This window comes from Acinetobacter sp. YH12027, assembly GCF_013420085.1.
Classification (GTDB): Bacteria; Pseudomonadota; Gammaproteobacteria; order Pseudomonadales; family Moraxellaceae; genus Acinetobacter; species Acinetobacter amyesii.
Genome location: NZ_VOYW01000053.1, coordinates 1 through 15,350 on the forward strand (window position 1 = coordinate 1; position 15,350 = coordinate 15,350).

Annotated in this window: 16 protein-coding genes and 2 pseudogenes; 8 read left to right on the forward strand and 10 right to left on the reverse strand. The window is 40.3% G+C overall.

Annotation, left to right across the window (positions count from 1 at the left end; all coding sequences use genetic code 11):
* Positions 1-161: 161 nt before the first annotated feature.
* A complete protein-coding gene (locus FTT94_RS14785; RefSeq protein ID WP_180171034.1) occupies positions 162-659 on the forward strand; it encodes a hypothetical protein in 498 nt (165 codons plus the stop codon).
* Between the two features lie 217 nt (positions 660-876).
* Entirely contained in the window at positions 877-1,182 is a 306-nt protein-coding gene (locus FTT94_RS14790; RefSeq protein WP_180010759.1) for a hypothetical protein, read from the forward strand.
* A gap of 6 nt (positions 1,183-1,188) precedes the next feature.
* On the opposite strand, the gene FTT94_RS14795 is transcribed toward FTT94_RS14790, so the two are convergent.
* The gene (locus FTT94_RS14795) at positions 1,189-1,632 is read right to left on the reverse strand and encodes an AAA family ATPase (protein ID WP_180171035.1); all 444 of its coding nucleotides are present in this window, start codon (positions 1,630-1,632) and stop codon (positions 1,189-1,191) included.
* Positions 1,633-1,737: 105 nt separating this feature from the next.
* Here FTT94_RS14795 and FTT94_RS14800 point away from each other — a divergent pair, with 105 nt between their 5' ends.
* Positions 1,738-2,205 carry a hypothetical protein gene (locus FTT94_RS14800; RefSeq protein ID WP_180026139.1) on the forward strand — a complete coding sequence of 156 codons (468 nt, stop codon included), beginning with the start codon at positions 1,738-1,740 and terminating at the stop codon, positions 2,203-2,205.
* A 7-nt stretch (positions 2,206-2,212) separates the two neighbouring features.
* On the opposite strand, the gene FTT94_RS14805 is transcribed toward FTT94_RS14800, so the two are convergent.
* From FTT94_RS14805 to FTT94_RS14825, 5 genes and pseudogenes are all read right to left on the reverse strand, one after another.
* The gene (locus FTT94_RS14805) at positions 2,213-3,226 is read right to left on the reverse strand and encodes a pirin family protein (protein ID WP_180171036.1); all 1,014 of its coding nucleotides are present in this window, start codon (positions 3,224-3,226) and stop codon (positions 2,213-2,215) included.
* 158 nt (positions 3,227-3,384) lie between these two features.
* Complete coding sequence (locus FTT94_RS14810; RefSeq protein WP_180005336.1) at positions 3,385-4,008, reverse strand: hypothetical protein; 624 nt, start codon at positions 4,006-4,008, stop codon at positions 3,385-3,387.
* A gap of 144 nt (positions 4,009-4,152) precedes the next feature.
* On the reverse strand, positions 4,153-4,515 hold the full coding sequence (locus FTT94_RS14815) for an RcnB family protein (RefSeq protein WP_373686038.1): 363 nt from the start codon (positions 4,513-4,515) through the stop codon (positions 4,153-4,155).
* 213 nt (positions 4,516-4,728) lie between these two features.
* Positions 4,729-5,274 carry a glutathione peroxidase gene (locus FTT94_RS14820; RefSeq protein WP_180026136.1) on the reverse strand — a complete coding sequence of 182 codons (546 nt, stop codon included), beginning with the start codon at positions 5,272-5,274 and terminating at the stop codon, positions 4,729-4,731.
* Between the two features lie 144 nt (positions 5,275-5,418).
* A pseudogene (locus FTT94_RS14825) lies at positions 5,419-6,178 on the reverse strand (helix-turn-helix transcriptional regulator).
* Between the two features lie 122 nt (positions 6,179-6,300).
* On the opposite strand from FTT94_RS14825, the gene FTT94_RS14830 reads away from it, so the two are divergent.
* Entirely contained in the window at positions 6,301-7,182 is an 882-nt protein-coding gene (locus FTT94_RS14830) for a DMT family transporter (RefSeq protein ID WP_180171037.1), read from the forward strand.
* 437 nt (positions 7,183-7,619) lie between these two features.
* On the opposite strand, the gene FTT94_RS14835 is transcribed toward FTT94_RS14830, so the two are convergent.
* The 3 genes from FTT94_RS14835 to FTT94_RS14845 form a co-directional block, all read right to left on the reverse strand.
* Entirely contained in the window at positions 7,620-8,189 is a 570-nt protein-coding gene (locus tag FTT94_RS14835) for an L-threonylcarbamoyladenylate synthase (protein WP_180063288.1), read from the reverse strand.
* Positions 8,190-8,220: 31 nt separating this feature from the next.
* Positions 8,221-9,402: a DNA-processing protein DprA gene (gene dprA, locus FTT94_RS14840; RefSeq protein ID WP_180171038.1), complete on the reverse strand. Its 1,182-nt coding sequence runs from the start codon at positions 9,400-9,402 to the stop codon at positions 8,221-8,223.
* Between the two features lie 109 nt (positions 9,403-9,511).
* Entirely contained in the window at positions 9,512-10,666 is a 1,155-nt protein-coding gene (locus FTT94_RS14845; protein ID WP_078191460.1) for a LysM peptidoglycan-binding domain-containing protein, read from the reverse strand.
* Positions 10,667-10,785: 119 nt separating this feature from the next.
* Between FTT94_RS14845 and def the strand changes: the two genes are divergently transcribed.
* From def to FTT94_RS14860, 3 genes are all read left to right on the forward strand, one after another.
* The gene (gene def, locus FTT94_RS14850; protein ID WP_078191459.1) at positions 10,786-11,316 is read left to right on the forward strand and encodes a peptide deformylase; all 531 of its coding nucleotides are present in this window, start codon (positions 10,786-10,788) and stop codon (positions 11,314-11,316) included.
* A 90-nt stretch (positions 11,317-11,406) separates the two neighbouring features.
* Complete coding sequence (locus tag FTT94_RS14855) at positions 11,407-11,826, forward strand: DUF2946 family protein (protein WP_180051310.1); 420 nt, start codon at positions 11,407-11,409, stop codon at positions 11,824-11,826.
* A gap of 73 nt (positions 11,827-11,899) precedes the next feature.
* Positions 11,900-13,966: a TonB-dependent copper receptor gene (locus FTT94_RS14860; RefSeq protein WP_180171039.1), complete on the forward strand. Its 2,067-nt coding sequence runs from the start codon at positions 11,900-11,902 to the stop codon at positions 13,964-13,966.
* Between the two features lie 47 nt (positions 13,967-14,013).
* Here FTT94_RS14860 and FTT94_RS14865 read toward each other — a convergent pair.
* Positions 14,014-14,670 (reverse strand): annotated as a pseudogene (locus tag FTT94_RS14865) (oxygenase MpaB family protein); the annotation flags it as partial.
* A gap of 21 nt (positions 14,671-14,691) precedes the next feature.
* Here FTT94_RS14865 and FTT94_RS14870 point away from each other — a divergent pair.
* Positions 14,692-14,889, forward strand: a complete 198-nt coding sequence (locus FTT94_RS14870) for a hypothetical protein (protein ID WP_180171041.1) — start codon at positions 14,692-14,694, stop codon at positions 14,887-14,889.
* Positions 14,890-15,350 lie beyond the last annotated feature (461 nt).

The following is a 15,350-nucleotide window of genomic DNA, read 5'->3' on the forward strand; positions in this document are numbered from 1 at the left end:
AGGATCAGAAAGCTTGTTTGAATCGATGTATTTCATCCGCAGATTATGCACGAATGCTAAGAAATCCGGAGTGCAAATATTAACCAAAAAGAAGATCGTTTTTTGATTTATGAAAGAGATCTAATATTAAATTAACCAATGAAGATTTTTATGTATTTCAGGTGCTAAACGAAGAGCTTATTAATCCTGTTGTATATGACAAATTCGAAGTTAAGTTTCTCAGATTAGTGTTTAAATTTTTTATACTATTAATAGTCGGTCTCTTTATTTTTATTTTCTTCAAAAATGACTCTTCACTTTTGAATTACTTGATTTTGTTGGTCGCTCTTTTATTGGGATTGTTGCCCAAAGTAAACTCTATTTTTCAAAATATGTTTAAGATACGATATATCGATCAAATGGCTGAAAATTCGAAAATTCTTATTGGGGATAAAGAAATTGAGATTACAGAGAAAAATCTTATCGAAAGTACTGAGTATTACACTCAAATTTTTTCATGGAGTTTAGTATCAAATATTGAGAAAACGCAAACTCATTTAATTGTTTTCTTCGGTATGTGTATAGGGATTATTTTGCCCTTAGACCAAATTAATAATGACGTAGAAAAGATAATACAACAATATTGCCCAAATATTGAGTTCAAAGAACATAACTGGTAAGTAAATTTCATTTGATTGTCTTTGATGAATTTGAAGTGATTTATTTGTAATGAATAATTGAGAAATTTCTATTCTCCATAATATTCACATCAAATCTCTTATCAAAATTTTCCCCTAAACTTTTCAGCTCAGGCTTTATATCTATCACCTAAAGTTGAATATATTTTATTCAATACAATCTTTATAGTGATTAAATTCAATCAGCTAGCATTGCACCATGAATCTTATCGCCTATGAGCCGCATTTTTGGGAACTTTATCAAGACTTTGATCAATATTACTTGAGCATTGCGGTTGATCTCAGTTCTGTAGTGTCATGTTGGGATGTTGAACTCACCCATGAAGAAGTTCAACAATATGAACACCGTGGGTGCGTGAGTATTCAAGAACTGGCAAAATCGATGGTTGCTGCTGCCTATAAAGGTGATTTTGCTTCATTAGAAAGTCGTTTAGTGAAACCATATGAACGTCAGGCCATGCAATCGGCTTTTAAAAAATGGCAAGATAGCCAAAAAGCAGGTTAATGGTTGTTATTCATGCATGGGTAAAATTGAAAACTCGCCGTGACTGATAATTTTAATTTTAAAAATTAGATCAAAGCCTTCATCCTGTGATGGAACTTGAAGTTTGCGATAAGTAGCACGCACGCCAACTTCTGGAATATGGGCTTTGCCTTCACGAAAACTGTTGCGTTTTAAGGTACTGTCCAAATCGGTTTCAAAATAATAAGCAATCACCTCAAAACCTGCATCAATTGCACGTTGGATATAGCGAGCACGAGCTTCCCAATCTGGGTTGGTATTATCAATCACCATTTTGGTTTTGGATGCCAAACCAGCTTCAAAGATCATATTTTCCCGATGTCGGGTTTTCAACATATCCAAATTAATACGTAAATGGCTATGATATAAATTCAACATGTAAAAGGTTGATTTGCCAGAGGCTTGAACGCCTGTAAAAATAATCAGCTGCATGGTGTCTGCAATGAAAGCATGGAATGAATAATAGAGTATTAAATCAGCAACGCAGTTTTGCTACAATCGCTGCAAAATGAATAAGAACAATTTACATAGGTCTGTATGCTCAAATTTTTTACCAGTTTATCGCTGTGTCTCTGTTGTGGTTTGCTCGCTGCATGCCAAAGCCAATACGTCACGACACCCAATCTTCCCACTGAAGCTGCACTTGTCGCTGAATCGGTTGATAATGGCATCAGTACGGAGCTTGAGATCCCATATTTGACCGCCTTTCGAAATCTGCGACAAGCCTATAATCACTGTGTTGCGTTTACCGCGAACAATCGCTACGTCTATACCGATAATCGTTTAGAAGAGCATTTGGAGCAGGGGACATTGATGGCACGGACTGAACATGGGGCGTATTTGCATAAAATGTTGGTCGAAAGTTTAGATCCACAGACGACACGTATTACCTTATTTTTGCCGAAGCAATATACCTTTGCTCAAGCACGCTTTAAACAAGATGTTCAACGCGCACTTGGACAAGATAAAAACTGTAATACCTTTGAATTTGCTCAATCCAACTAATTGAACTTTAAGACACTTGTGAGTTTTCTTGCTCTGGGTGCTCTACACGTTGACCGCCTTCATAACTGGCAAATCGAGCCTGATTAGGTTTGAAGACCGGTGCGGGTGTTGGCCAAGGCCAATCTCCAAAATGGGTTTCACGATAGCGTTTAAAAGCCGCATTGAGTTCTTCAGTGGTATTGAGCACAAATGGACCGCGCATCGCCATGGGTTCATTAATCGGTTCACCTTCTAACCACAGAATCCGTGCTTCTAATCCACCTGCTTTGAGATGGACGTCGGCATCTGATTGGAGTTCAACCAAATGCTTCATCTGAATGGTTTGATCTACTATTTCTAATGTATTGCCTTGATAAAAATAAGCAAAACGGTTGGAGCTACTTGTTGTTGCGGGAATCACCAACTCCGCACCTGCTTGCAGGGTGATTAAATAAATGTTGACTTTATTTTCTGCGGCAGCCGCCCATGAGTGTGGCGGTCGGGAAATAGCATCAGTGGATTTGAACTGCCCTGAAATTACACGTATATCCGATTTTTTTCCTTCACTATCGGTTTCAAAGACGTGAGGAATGTCTTCACGCCAAAACATTTTATAGTCGGCATCATGGGTTTTCTGTTCAGCCGATGAATTAAACCAAATTTGGAAAAGTTCAAATGGATTGGCTTTGTCTTCATGCAGTAGGGGGAACATTTCACAGTGTTCAACGCCATTGCCTGTAGACAGCCATTGCACATCACCAGCAGCATAGCGTCCGCCATTGCCTAATGAATCGAAATGATCGACATAGCCTTGTTCAACCAAGGTAATGGTTTCAAAGCCAGTATGTGGATGCTCCTGAAAACCTGGAACCACATCGCCATAGTACATATTGAATTCATCTTTTTCTGCGGCTGTTTTTGGCCCCATATCAGCATTTGCAGCAGGAAAATGATCAATATGATGGGCAGTAAATAAGAAAGGATCTTTTAAATCTAAACGAAAGGTAATGGGTGTAATGTTATAAATCACAGCGTTTGACATAACTGTTCCATCATTGGCTTTATTATTAAGCATTAATCTAAAAGGAAAAACAGTCGTGTTCTATAGCGGAACTGTAAGAAAAAAAGCGTTAGCTCAAGGTCTAACGCTTTTTTGATTTAAAACAGGTGGAATGCAATGGAAATGCTAGATTTCGCTATTTATTCAGTTTCAGTGGGTGCAGTAGATGAGCTTTTTCCAGCTTGATCTTGGATCAACATACCTGCCAATTTAAGCATTTCAGCTTGAATATTGCCCATTTGATTTTGAATTTTCTGAAAATCAACTTTGCTTAAATCGACTTGTCCATTGAGAAAAGGTGAGGCCAATACTTGCTGATTCGCTGCCTGTAAATTGCTGCGAATATCATTAATTTCAGTGCTTTTTAGATTTAAATCATTCAAAGCTTGATTGAAACCTTTGAGCTGCTGTTGCAGCTGGGTTGCCGCTTTTTGCAATTGGAGATGATCTTGGTTGCTGACTGCGGCTTCTAAATCGACCTGCGTTTGTTTGAGTTGTTCAACATAATTGCCGGCTTTAAGTTGCATATCCGCCACATCGCGAACGATATAAAACATATTGCCGCTTTTTAATTGGCTTTGATCGGTCGCCTGACTTTGTGTCGCAGATTGATCTTCGTTTGTTGATGTTGTTGCAGGGCGATCATTTTCTGCTGCGATTTCTTGTTCCTGTTGCGGTGCTGTGGCAGGTTCACAGCCAATCAGCACCAAAACACCACTAAAAATGGCAAAAGGGAGAAGGGCATTCTGCACTAGCTTTTTCATTCAATCATCACTATGTGTTAAGTCTATGCTTTGAATATAGGGGCAGAATGTGGATTAAAAATAGATTGTTGCAAAGCAATAACAAAATAATCGCTTGAACAAAAAAAAAGAGGGCATTTGCCCTCTTTTGATGTTTTGGTGGGTTTAACCCGCAATGATTTTGATAATGGCGTGGCTGACGGCATTCATTAAAATGTAGTCGCCATTCACTTTAATCCATTGTTGGTTTTTGCCTGATTTAGACAATTTTTTATATTTGTTGTGGTCACCTTTGTAGCGATGACCACGGTATTCAGAAGATACTTTTCGTCCAGAACGCCAGGTATGTGATGGATTTACCGCTTTTTTCTTGTTCTGGCTTTGGTTTTTACCCCGTGTGTATTGTTTAGTGTGCTGTTGGGTTTTCGCCTTTTGAGTATTTTGCCGTGCATCTATTGTTAGCGCAGATACACGTGCTGTCAAAAAATAGATAAAACGATAGCTTTCATTAATGTATTTTAAGTTCACCTGTTTACTGCTGGATGTGAATTGATAAGACTCATCATAATGAGTATTTACAGGGAAGCTTTGAACAATGTGTATATGAAATATTAAAACAATGGGTGAAATGTGTAAATTATCAATATGTGATAATTATTAAATATTATTGTGATAATTTAAAATGATTAATCTCAGTTAAAATCACAATAATCTTAACTGAGAGATTGAGATATTGTCGAATTATTTGGCTAATTCAGCGTTAATGGCATCGACAATACGAGCATCATCTGCCTTGATGTCAGGTGCAAATCGTGCCACAACGTCGCCTTGTTTATTCACGAGGAATTTTTCAAAATTCCATAAAACTTCAGGCTTAGGATTTGGAGTTAAACCGTATTCAACTAAATCATCCCACCATGGGCCTTCACCAATGCGTTCAGGGATGGCTTGGGTTAAGGTTTGATAAAGTGGGTGTTTATCCGCGCCTGCCACAGAAATTTTTGCAAAAAGTGGGAAATCAACCTTGTAGTTGATTGAGCAAAATTCTTGAATTTCAGCTTCAGAACCAGGTTCTTGTTCTAAAAAGTTATTGGCAGGAAAACCTAAGACTTCAAAACCTTGTGATTTCTTCTCTGTATAGAGTTTTTCTAGGCCTTCATATTGCGGTGTTAGCCCACATTTAGAGGCCACATTGACCAATAATAAAACCTTGCCTTGGTATTGATTGAGTGTGGTGTCATCACCTTGGATGGTTTTTACCGGGATATCGTAAACTGAAGCTGACATATTCGTTCCTAATTGAAGTTGTGCCTTTCATCCTTGTTTTAAAGGGAAATCTGGTGAACAGCAAGCTTTTATCGATAGGATTTTCGCATAATTTTTGTAGTAGTTTGCAGAATTCGAGCTGAGGCTTGCTTGAGTGCTTGGCATTTAACTAGTGGCACGGTGTTGGTTTGGGGTTTTTCCTGTATAGCGTTTAAAAAACTCAATAAAGCTTGAGCTGTGTTGATAGCCCAATTCATAGCTGAGAGCTTTAATAGACTGACCAGCACGGAGTTGTTGAATGGCATAAATAATTTTTGCACGGTTTCGCCATTCAGAAAGACTCATTTGCAGTTCGTTCTGACTCAGCCGCAATAACTGACGCTCACTCAAACCGACATTGGATAAGCATCGTTGTAGGCTCAAACTAAAATGATCTACATCTGCGAGCTGCGCCAAGATCGGCTTTAACACCGCATCATGGCTTTGCGGTAAATAATGTTGATGTTTGGGCGCAGTTTTTAACTGGTCGAATAAGACCTGTAGCAGGTGTCGATAGGGTGGTGTGGTATGTTGCTCTGTAGGAAAGGCCAAAATTTCTTGCACCAACAAACGAAAGAAAGGCTGGATGCTAAATACTTCCGTCTGCTTGGGGAAAATCTATGCAGAGATCAGGTGCCAGTCGGATTGCCACATAATGAATAGGTTGCTCATCAATCGCGACCGAGCAATGTTCCGTATGAGGGGGAATCCACACCCCATAACTGGCAGGTGAGAGATGGTGTTGTCCTTGTATCTCATACTCGAAAATACCATCGAGACAAAAATTAAAATCACCCCAAAGGCAACTGTGCGGATAGACCGTATTTAATGTGGTGTAGTGCGCTTCAAAAAGCTCGATCTGTTGTTCAATCGGTGCTGATGTCATATAAGCCTAAGAGTCGATGTCTGAACTACAATATAAATGTCTGAAATCATGTATTTCAATTAAAACAGACATCACTCAAAATACCTAGACCAATCTTTGCACGATATATTGAGGAGTCAGACATGTTGCTTCAAGCGCGTTGGGCGAAATTTGCAATTTGTTTGCCTCTGATCGCGGTATTTATATGGTCCTTGAATATTACGGTCACCCGCTATGTGACGGATTATATTTCACCGGTCAGTATTAGTTTTTATCGATGGTTTATCGCATTTTTGATCTTAACCCCCTTTATGCTGAAAACTGTTTGGCAGCAAAGGCAGCTCATCAAACAGCATTGGCAGCAATTAGCTGTGCTGAGTGCTTTTGGCATGGTGTTATATCAAGGCTTGGGCTATACCGCTGCACATTATACGACGGCGACCAATATGGGCATCATCAATGCCTTTATCCCCGTTTTTACGATTGCAGTTGCATTTTTCATACTGAAAGATGTGCCCAACCGCTATGCCATCTTGGGCTGTGCGATTTCATTTACAGGGCTATTGTTTGTCATTGCGCAAGGAGATTTCAGTCAATTACTGAATATGGGCGGGCATTTCGGCGATATCCTCATGATCTTCGCAGTGTTCTTCTATGCCTTTTATGGGGTGTTTTTAAAAAAATGGCAACTGAAACTTCCGCTACTGTTGAGCTTATATGTACAAATTTTCTTTGCCGTTTTATATCACTTGCCATTCGTGTTGTATTTAGGCATTGATGCGATTAATCCTGCCAATGCGCCAAGTGTATTTTATGCGGCAATTTTTCCATCACTGATTGCACCGTTGGTATGGATGTTGGCTGTGCAACATCTCGGCCCGAATCGCACCAGTGTTTTTATGAATTTGATGCCGGTATTTACTGCGATCATTGCCTATTTCTGGTTGGCTGAGCAGTGGATGTTTTATCATACCGTGGGCACAGTGATGGCGATTACTGGGGTGATCTTGGCGCAGCGTAAGTAAATCCAGTAAAAAGTTGAAAATTTATGAGAAGTATTGATTAAAAAATAAGCAAACAAACTTATTTTTTTATAGAGTAAATCTTTTGAAAATGAATTTTTGAGTGTAAAACTAAATTAAAAAACAAATGCTCGTCTTAAAAATCAATCAAAAATAGATACATATTTTGACTAAGTAGTTATAAAATCAGAAATAAAGTGCTTATCAGTAGTTTTATTTATATAAAAAATATATTTGTTAAATTTAAAAAAATATTACATAATACTTTCATCGTAAATGAGGAAGTAATTCTTAATAATTACTTGATATTTACCCAGAGATTGCAAGACCCTCTGGATGTGATTTTATACACATCCTTTTTTATGCTCAGCCATCCCTATATGGCTGAGCTTTTTTTTGTTTGTATTTTCTAAAAGGCAGGTGTAGACAGGCATCCGAGCTTATGCGCGGATGATTTCACCTGTTTCAGCATCAATAATTTTGCTTGGTTCTTGGCTTAGACCGAGATCACCATTTAAGTAATTGAGTTCATTTGCAAAATACTGATTGGCTTCTTGTAAGGAGCGTGCAGGGGTTAATCCCGCAGGATTGGCACTGGTAGACACAATAAAGCCATTAAAAGCTTGGCATAAAGCCACACATAAAGAGTGGGTCGTCACACGGACTGCGACTTTTGGATGATTGCCTTTAATCCATGTTGGAATATGGTCGCCAGCCGGTAATAACCATGTGGTTGCACGTTCATTGGGTTTACGGTTGGTCCAGGTCGCAATGACTTGCTGACGCATATCTTCTGTTAAGCCTTGGAGCAGGTGTTCAACTTGAGCGACATTGGCCGCCAATAAAATCACACCTTTTTCAATGGGACGTTGTTTTAAGTGCAAAATTTCGAGAAAGGCTTGCTCATTGTAGGGATCACAGCCCAATCCCCAAACAGCCTCTGTAGGATATGCGAGAACCTGACCTTTTTTAAGACAGGAAGCTGCTTCTGCAACAGAGGTGGTAATCATTTCTATAGACCTTATCTGATTCGACAAAGGACTATTGTGAACCTAATTTACCCATTCGACAACGTAAGTAGTGTCCGGCTTGTTGTGTGGCATAGCCCATTAACTCTAATTCCATCAGTTGACTGGTCAATGTCGCGGTATCAATTTTGAGTTGAATGGACAATTGATCAAGGCTTTGGCCGACCCAATCAAGCTGCCGATACAGCGCAATTAAATGTTCTGGGATAGGTTCGGGTGGAGGGGTGTCCGGTGTTGCTGTTTCGGGTGTCGCTATTTCGGTGTTTGTTAAGGTTTCGGCAGCCTGCGATTGCCATTGTGTAGCCAATGCCAAGTCTTCAATGACCTGTTGTGGATGATCAATCAAAATTGCACCTTCGCGTATGAGTTGATGGCAACCTTGATGTGACTCACTATAAATATGGCCTGGGATGGCAAAAATAGATTTGCCTTGTTCGGCAGCGCGTTGAGCTGTGATCAGTGAACCACTTTTTAATGCCGCTTCCGCCACGATGACACCAAGGCTGAGCCCACTGACGATACGATTTCGATGTGGAAAATGGTGTTGCAGGGGTGGAGTGTGTGGAAGAAACTCACTGATTACAGTTCCCCCATGCTGGATGATCTCTTGTCTTAAACGCTGATGTGCGGTCGGATAAGTTTGATCTAAACCTGTGCCCATCACGGCAATGGTTCTGTGGTGTTGTATGGCAGCGCGATGTGCCGCTTCATCAATTCCTTGTGCTAAACCGCTATTGATATAGAACCCTTGCTCACTCAGATAATAAGCAAAATCATAAGCAATTTGCCGACCTTGGGGACTGGGTTTGCGGCTACCCACAATCGCAATTTGGGGTTGCATTAAGGCTTGGGCATTACCTTGCCCAAATAGAATGGGCGGCTTGTCGCTATAAGGTAAAAGCTGTTGTGGATAGTTTATATCTTCAGGAATCAGTACAAAGTCACCGTATTGTTCAATATCCTTGAGACATTTTTCAAAGCTAAGCTGTCCACTTGGACTATGAAATTCTTCAAAGCGCTTTAAATGATTTTTATGCAGTCCTAATTTTTGCCATGTGGTGATTTGATTAGGCTTAAGGGCGTAGTGTAGGGCAGGATAGTGCTGCTGAATTTTATAGAAACTACGAAGTGAGTGTTGCACCACAAACCACAGGCGAATGTAATCTAAATGCAAGTCAGTCAATGAGTTGAGCATAATGAGACCTTTGAATATGTCTTCTTTTTATGGGTTAAAATTATTAGTGATATCGTTGTTGGATAATAAAAATGAGGCTGTATACAGCCTCATTTTTATGGATTTGGTCTTAGTCATCCATCAGTGGTGGCTGAATCGTTGCACCCACTTTGATTGGTAATTCGCTTTCAAGTACATAAGCATAGCTTAAGTTATCAAATGTTTTGAATACCATGATGTTGCCAATACGTTGTCCTGGAAGTTGAACACGTTCTTTGGTTTTCGGATCAGTCACGATTTCACCTTTTTGGTTCACGCTAAAGACTTGACCAGATTGAACGCCTTGCAAGCTACCACGGTCGATCGTCACCACACTGTGAACCGCTGCAGTACCAATCGAGCCCATGACACGAACAATACTACCGCCAGCAGTGACATTTTCTGCATTGGTTGGATAGAACAGCGTTGGCAGCATTGGGTCATATTCAGGAAGAACACGATCGCCACGACGAACTTCGGCATTATAAGTATCGGTCAGTTCTAAAGTGGTAATGTCATTTTCACCACGAACGGCAACACCTGAAGCGACTTGAGTCAGTTCTAAACCTGCGTTGTATTTTTTGCCGTTTGCATCGGTAAAGATGTACGGTTCGCCTTCACGGTAAACAGCATATCGTTGACCGACTTGCATGCCTTGGCCGCGTGCATAAACTGTTTGGCCTTTGGCTGCCAATACACGTTGATCAGCTGTACCTAAAATGTAAGGTGTGCCTTCAACAGAATCAGCGGCAACAATCATGCTGCGCTCAAGCCATTGCTTAATATATTCTAATGGGATAACCGGAATCGCACTGTTGAGGGATTCAACACGAACTTGTGGTTGAAGTTTAGTGCCACCTGTATAGCGACGAATAATACCTTCACAGCCATCACCTTCATCCTTACCGATGATTGGGCGGCCATTGTAGGTACACATTAATAGGCGGTCACCTGGGAAAATCCAGTGCGGATTTTTCACGTGTTTATTGCTCGCCCAGATTTCAGGCCAGCGCACGGGATTTTTTAAGAAACGCTTGGAAATATCCCACAACGTATCGCCTTTTTTCACCACATAAACTTGAGGGGCACCTGCCTTCAATGACGGTGGATTGACGTTACGAGCAGGGGCAGCTTCTGCAACACTGACCATTCCCATCCCCACACTTACACAGACTGTAAGTGCCAATAATTGTTTTTTAAACCCCAAGGCACTAAAAGTTGGCATGCCCTTCAAAACCTTTTTCATTATCATAATTCCTAAAATTATGTATGTAACTGCGTTATAATAACGATATTACACACAATTTTTTGATGAAGCATTCCTTCATTTTGTTTTTTGATCAATGGCATAAGTGAGGACGTCGTATGGCCTTATTACCTATTTTAAGTTTCCCCGATCCCCGTCTTCGTACCATTGCAAAACCAGTCGAAGAAGTTACTGATGAAATTCGTCAGTTAGCAGCCGACATGTTTGAAACTATGTATGAAGCACCGGGAATTGGCCTGGCAGCAACACAGGTAGATCACCATATTCAGCTGATAGTCATGGATTTATCTGAAGAAAAAGATCAACCCATGGTGTTTATTAACCCCAAAATTACGCCATTGACGCAAGAGACGCAGCCCTATGAAGAAGGCTGTTTATCAGTGCCTCAAATATACGATAAAGTTGAGCGCCCGTCACGTGTAAAAATTCAGGCAATTAACCTTGAAGGTCAATCATTTGAAGTGGAAGCGGACGGACTTCTCGCAGTTTGTATCCAACATGAAATGGATCACTTAAATGGTAAGTTATTCGTCGACTATCTATCGCCTTTGAAACGTCAACGTGCACGTGACAAAGTGGAAAAGTTGGTTCGCCAACGTCAAAAAGATAAAGTCGCAGTTAAACGTTAATTGATCGCGGTTAAAAAATACCTGAGACAAGCCCAATTTCGATTGGGCTTTGTTATACTTGCGTCAGACAAATGTTAGGGTTTGCCTGTATTGTTTCGTAGTGGAGTGCTGCTGTCCTTTGCAGCCGTTTTTTTGCAGATTGCTGTTTTTTTACAGCCATTGTTGCCCAAGCAATATCAAGTTGCTCCGGTCTGCGAAACCATTACGCGTGCACTTTTACTTCCCAATGTTCATGCTGAACATACCGCACATTCACACCATTCATCTTCCGCTCACGCTGAGCAGGTTCAAGTCGATCATACTGCCCATGAACATGATACCAGTCATCAATGTCAGTATTGTACGGTCTATGGCAATTTGGTTTTGCCCCCTGAACTTGATGTGAAAGAAGTGCTTGATCGAATTCAAGTTCGTTTAATTGCTTTTCAAAAAGCTTTCAAGCATGTCTGGTTTGTTCTTCAACAACTCTTTTTACTTCCGCAAGGTCGAGCCCCACCACTCGCTGCATAAATCCGACGTTTTTTTAAACTTGGGTCTTTGAGGACTCAGGTACGCCTTTATTTATGTATTTTGTGAGATAAACATGGCTCAGCCTAAATTTTTTCTACAGCCTCTTGCGGCTGCAATTTGTATTGCCTGCTATTCAACTTCTGTGATGGCTGACGAGATGCCCGTAGAGATGACGGAAACCAATGCAGTACAGACTTTGGCACCGATTGTGGTGACATCACATCAAGGGAATGATGCCAATGGTTTAATTGTCCGTGCCAATCCAAAACAGCCGATTCAACCGATACCTGCCAGTGATGGGGCCGATTATTTAAAAAGCATTGTGGGTTTTAGTGCAGTGAAAAGTGGCGCAGGAACCAATGGCGATGTCACCTTCCGTGGCATGTTTGGTTCACGCATTAAAATTTTAACCGATGGCACAGAAAATCTCGGGGCGTGTCCAAGTCGTATGGATTCGCCGACGTCTTATATTTCACCTGAAAGCTATGATCGTATTTCAGTGATTAAAGGACCTCAAACGGTTCAATATGCCAATACAGGTTCTGCTGCAACAGTCTTATTTGAACGCAAACCTGAACAATTCGATGCTGATAAAAACTACCGTGGTCAAGTCAGTGTGATGATCGGCTCTTATGGTCGTTTAGATCATAATGTCGAGGCGGCCATGGGGGATGAGCATAAATATGTCCGTTTAAATGCTAGCCGTTCTGTTGCAGACAGCTACCAAGATGGAGATGGTAATACTGTGCCGTCAGACTGGGAGCGTTGGAATACAGATTTGGCACTCGGTTGGACGCCAAACGAAGATACATGGGTAGAACTTACTGGAGGTAAAGCCGATGGTGAGGCGGTGTACGCGGGCCGAATGATGGATGGTTCACAATTTGCCCGCGAAAGCTTGGGGCTTCGAGTCGAGAAAAAGAATGTCACTGAGGTGATTAAGAAAATTGAAGCACAAGTGAACTATAGCTTTAATGATCATGTCATGGATAACTATAGTTTACGTCCTGAACCAATGATGAAAATGGCGACTAATGTTGCTCGTAAAACATTAAACGCTCGTATGGCCGTAACCCATGAATGGGATAGTCTTCAATTTATTACGGGTATCGACAGCCAAAATAACCAACATAGTATTCGTAAAACAGATTCAAAAAATCATATTGTTTATCAAGACCAGCCACGTATGACAGACATGAAATATCAGTCTTATGGTGGTTTTGGTGAATTAACCTATCATTTTGATGATCAAAACAGTTTGGTTTCAGGTGTTCGGTTTGATCAAGTCGATGTGAAAGATGAACGACAAGATTCAATTGATCAAGGTTATAACCGTAAATTGGATAAAACCTTAACAAGTGGCTTTATCCGTTTTGAAAATACACATCCTGAACATGATGATGGTAAAACCTATATTGGTTTAGGCTATGTAGAACGTATGCCAGATTATTGGGAATTATTTAGCCCAAAATCAGGAAATGGTGATATCAATACATTCAATCATATTGATACGGAAAAAACGCTTCAGTTAGATATGGGCTATCAACATCAACATGGTGCTTTGAATTCTTGGGTGTCGGCTTATGCTGGTTTGGTGAATGATTATATTTTAACGAGTTATAAGCCTGGAACAGGAATGATGAAGGGTATGGAAGCGCATAGTCGAAATATCGATGCAACCATTGCAGGTGCAGAAGCTGGGATTGGCTATCAATTTACAGATGCGATCCAAGCAGATGTCAGCGCAATGTATGCGTGGGGGGAAAACACCACGGATAATACGCCATTACCACAAATCTCACCTTTAGAAGCACGGATCAACTTACGTTATATCCAAGATAATTATACTTTGGGAGCGTTTTGGCGTGTGGTTGATGGACAAAATCGTATCAGTGCGCACCAAGGCAATATCGTGGGCTATGACCTGAAAGAAAGTGCAGGTTTTGGCACACTGTCTTTAAATGGTACTTATCATATTAATGAGGGTGTAGATGTATCTGTGGGTGTGGATAATCTCCTGAATAAAACCTATACCGAACATTTGAATAAACTAGGTGATGCAGGGACAGGTTTAGCGACCGATCAACAGTTTAATAATATTGGTCGCAATTATTGGGCACGTATTTCGATGAAATTCTAAATCTTGATATTTGTCATCCAAAAAGCAGAGCGATCGCTCTGCTTTTTTTATTGGTGCATACTCGCCAGTTGTTTGGCCTTACTTTGATACAGTGCTAAACCGAGTTTTTGAATCGCACGGCCTTTTTGCTGTAATTTTTGATTTAAACTCGGAACATGCTTAGCACCTGAATATAGGACGAGATTTCTAGCCAATAAATAATAGGCAAACCATGCGGCGGACTGGGGTTTGAGCCCTAATTTATGCATGCGTTTTTTGCCAATAAAAAATTGTGTCAACTCCAGATGTTGTCGATAAGCCAGTTTTTGCTGAAATGGTTGGAGGTATTTGTATTGTCTTTCAAAGGGTTCTTTAGAGAGACTGGCGCCGAGAGCCATACTGCTTGCATCGGATTGGGGGTGTACAAATTGCATCCAATACAGCAGTTTCCAACCGTCAGATTCTTTTTCAATTAACCATTTTTCATCAATACCCATCAACCAGCCGACATAGCGCCAAAAATGCAAAAAGCTTTCAGTTTCTTGTTTTGATGGGAAAATCCCTAAAGCGCGAATGCCCAAAAGTACCACACTGCTAAAGGCAAGATTGGTCATCGCTAAGTCAAATTGATTGATCGGCACCCCCCACGTTGCAAAATCCCAGCCTTTACCTTTTTGGAGTTGATGCCGTACCAAAGCATGAATAAAACGCACATAAACTGTGTTTTATTGATAATTGGCTTGGTGATGAGTGTGCCAGTATTGCTGTGGCTACTGCTGAAAGGTGGATTCGTTGATGTGCTATTAATGGCGACATTATTTGGTATCGTCATTCCATTTATTCAGTGGTTGTATAGAAAGCCTGAAGAAGTGCACGGTGTTATGCCAGTTTTAATGTTTATCTTATGGGTGCCTATGGCGTATTGCATGCTTTCTGTACGCTAAAAACTCTTTTTTAAGTAAAAAATACTGATTTAGTAGAATAAATAAACAAACGTAATGAAAAACTAAAAATAAATGAAAAAGGGTGTTGCAACGGATGTGAAATGCTGTAGAATGCACATCCATCGGCGGTGATGAAGATTAAAACTTCTGATAAAACAATGACTTGGTTGAATTGATTGAGTTGGGTTTTAGAAGGGAAGTTTAAAAATAATTTGAATTACCGGTTGACTCTTTAGAAATAAAGCGTAATATAGCCGACCTAGCTTGCTGGTGACGAACCAACAAGAAGATCATTAAGAGATTATGAAGAACAACTTGTGTGGATTTTTACTGATTGATTGATCGAAATTATTTTCATTGATTGATGGTAGAAATTACTCGAAGTTTATTTGAGCAAATTTTTGTCAGTAATTGATGAGCCAAGATTGGTACACTATATGTACTATTGATTTTAAACTGAA

Coding starts and splice junctions, on each gene's coding strand:
- FTT94_RS14790 (WP_180010759.1), top strand. CDS start 877: ATGAATCTTATCGCCTATGAGCCGCATTTTTGGGAACTTTATCAAGAC.
- FTT94_RS14795 (WP_180171035.1), bottom strand. CDS start 1,632: ATGCAGCTGATTATTTTTACAGGCGTTCAAGCCTCTGGCAAATCAACC.
- FTT94_RS14800 (WP_180026139.1), top strand. CDS start 1,738: ATGCTCAAATTTTTTACCAGTTTATCGCTGTGTCTCTGTTGTGGTTTG.
- FTT94_RS14805 (WP_180171036.1), bottom strand. CDS start 3,226: ATGTCAAACGCTGTGATTTATAACATTACACCCATTACCTTTCGTTTA.
- FTT94_RS14810 (WP_180005336.1), bottom strand. CDS start 4,008: ATGAAAAAGCTAGTGCAGAATGCCCTTCTCCCTTTTGCCATTTTTAGT.
- FTT94_RS14820 (WP_180026136.1), bottom strand. CDS start 5,274: ATGTCAGCTTCAGTTTACGATATCCCGGTAAAAACCATCCAAGGTGAT.
- FTT94_RS14830 (WP_180171037.1), top strand. CDS start 6,301: ATGTTGCTTCAAGCGCGTTGGGCGAAATTTGCAATTTGTTTGCCTCTG.
- FTT94_RS14835 (WP_180063288.1), bottom strand. CDS start 8,189: ATGATTACCACCTCTGTTGCAGAAGCAGCTTCCTGTCTTAAAAAAGGT.
- dprA (WP_180171038.1), bottom strand. CDS start 9,402: ATGCTCAACTCATTGACTGACTTGCATTTAGATTACATTCGCCTGTGG.
- FTT94_RS14845 (WP_078191460.1), bottom strand. CDS start 10,666: ATGAAAAAGGTTTTGAAGGGCATGCCAACTTTTAGTGCCTTGGGGTTT.
- def (WP_078191459.1), top strand. CDS start 10,786: ATGGCCTTATTACCTATTTTAAGTTTCCCCGATCCCCGTCTTCGTACC.
- FTT94_RS14860 (WP_180171039.1), top strand. CDS start 11,900: ATGGCTCAGCCTAAATTTTTTCTACAGCCTCTTGCGGCTGCAATTTGT.
- FTT94_RS14870 (WP_180171041.1), top strand. CDS start 14,692: ATGAGTGTGCCAGTATTGCTGTGGCTACTGCTGAAAGGTGGATTCGTT.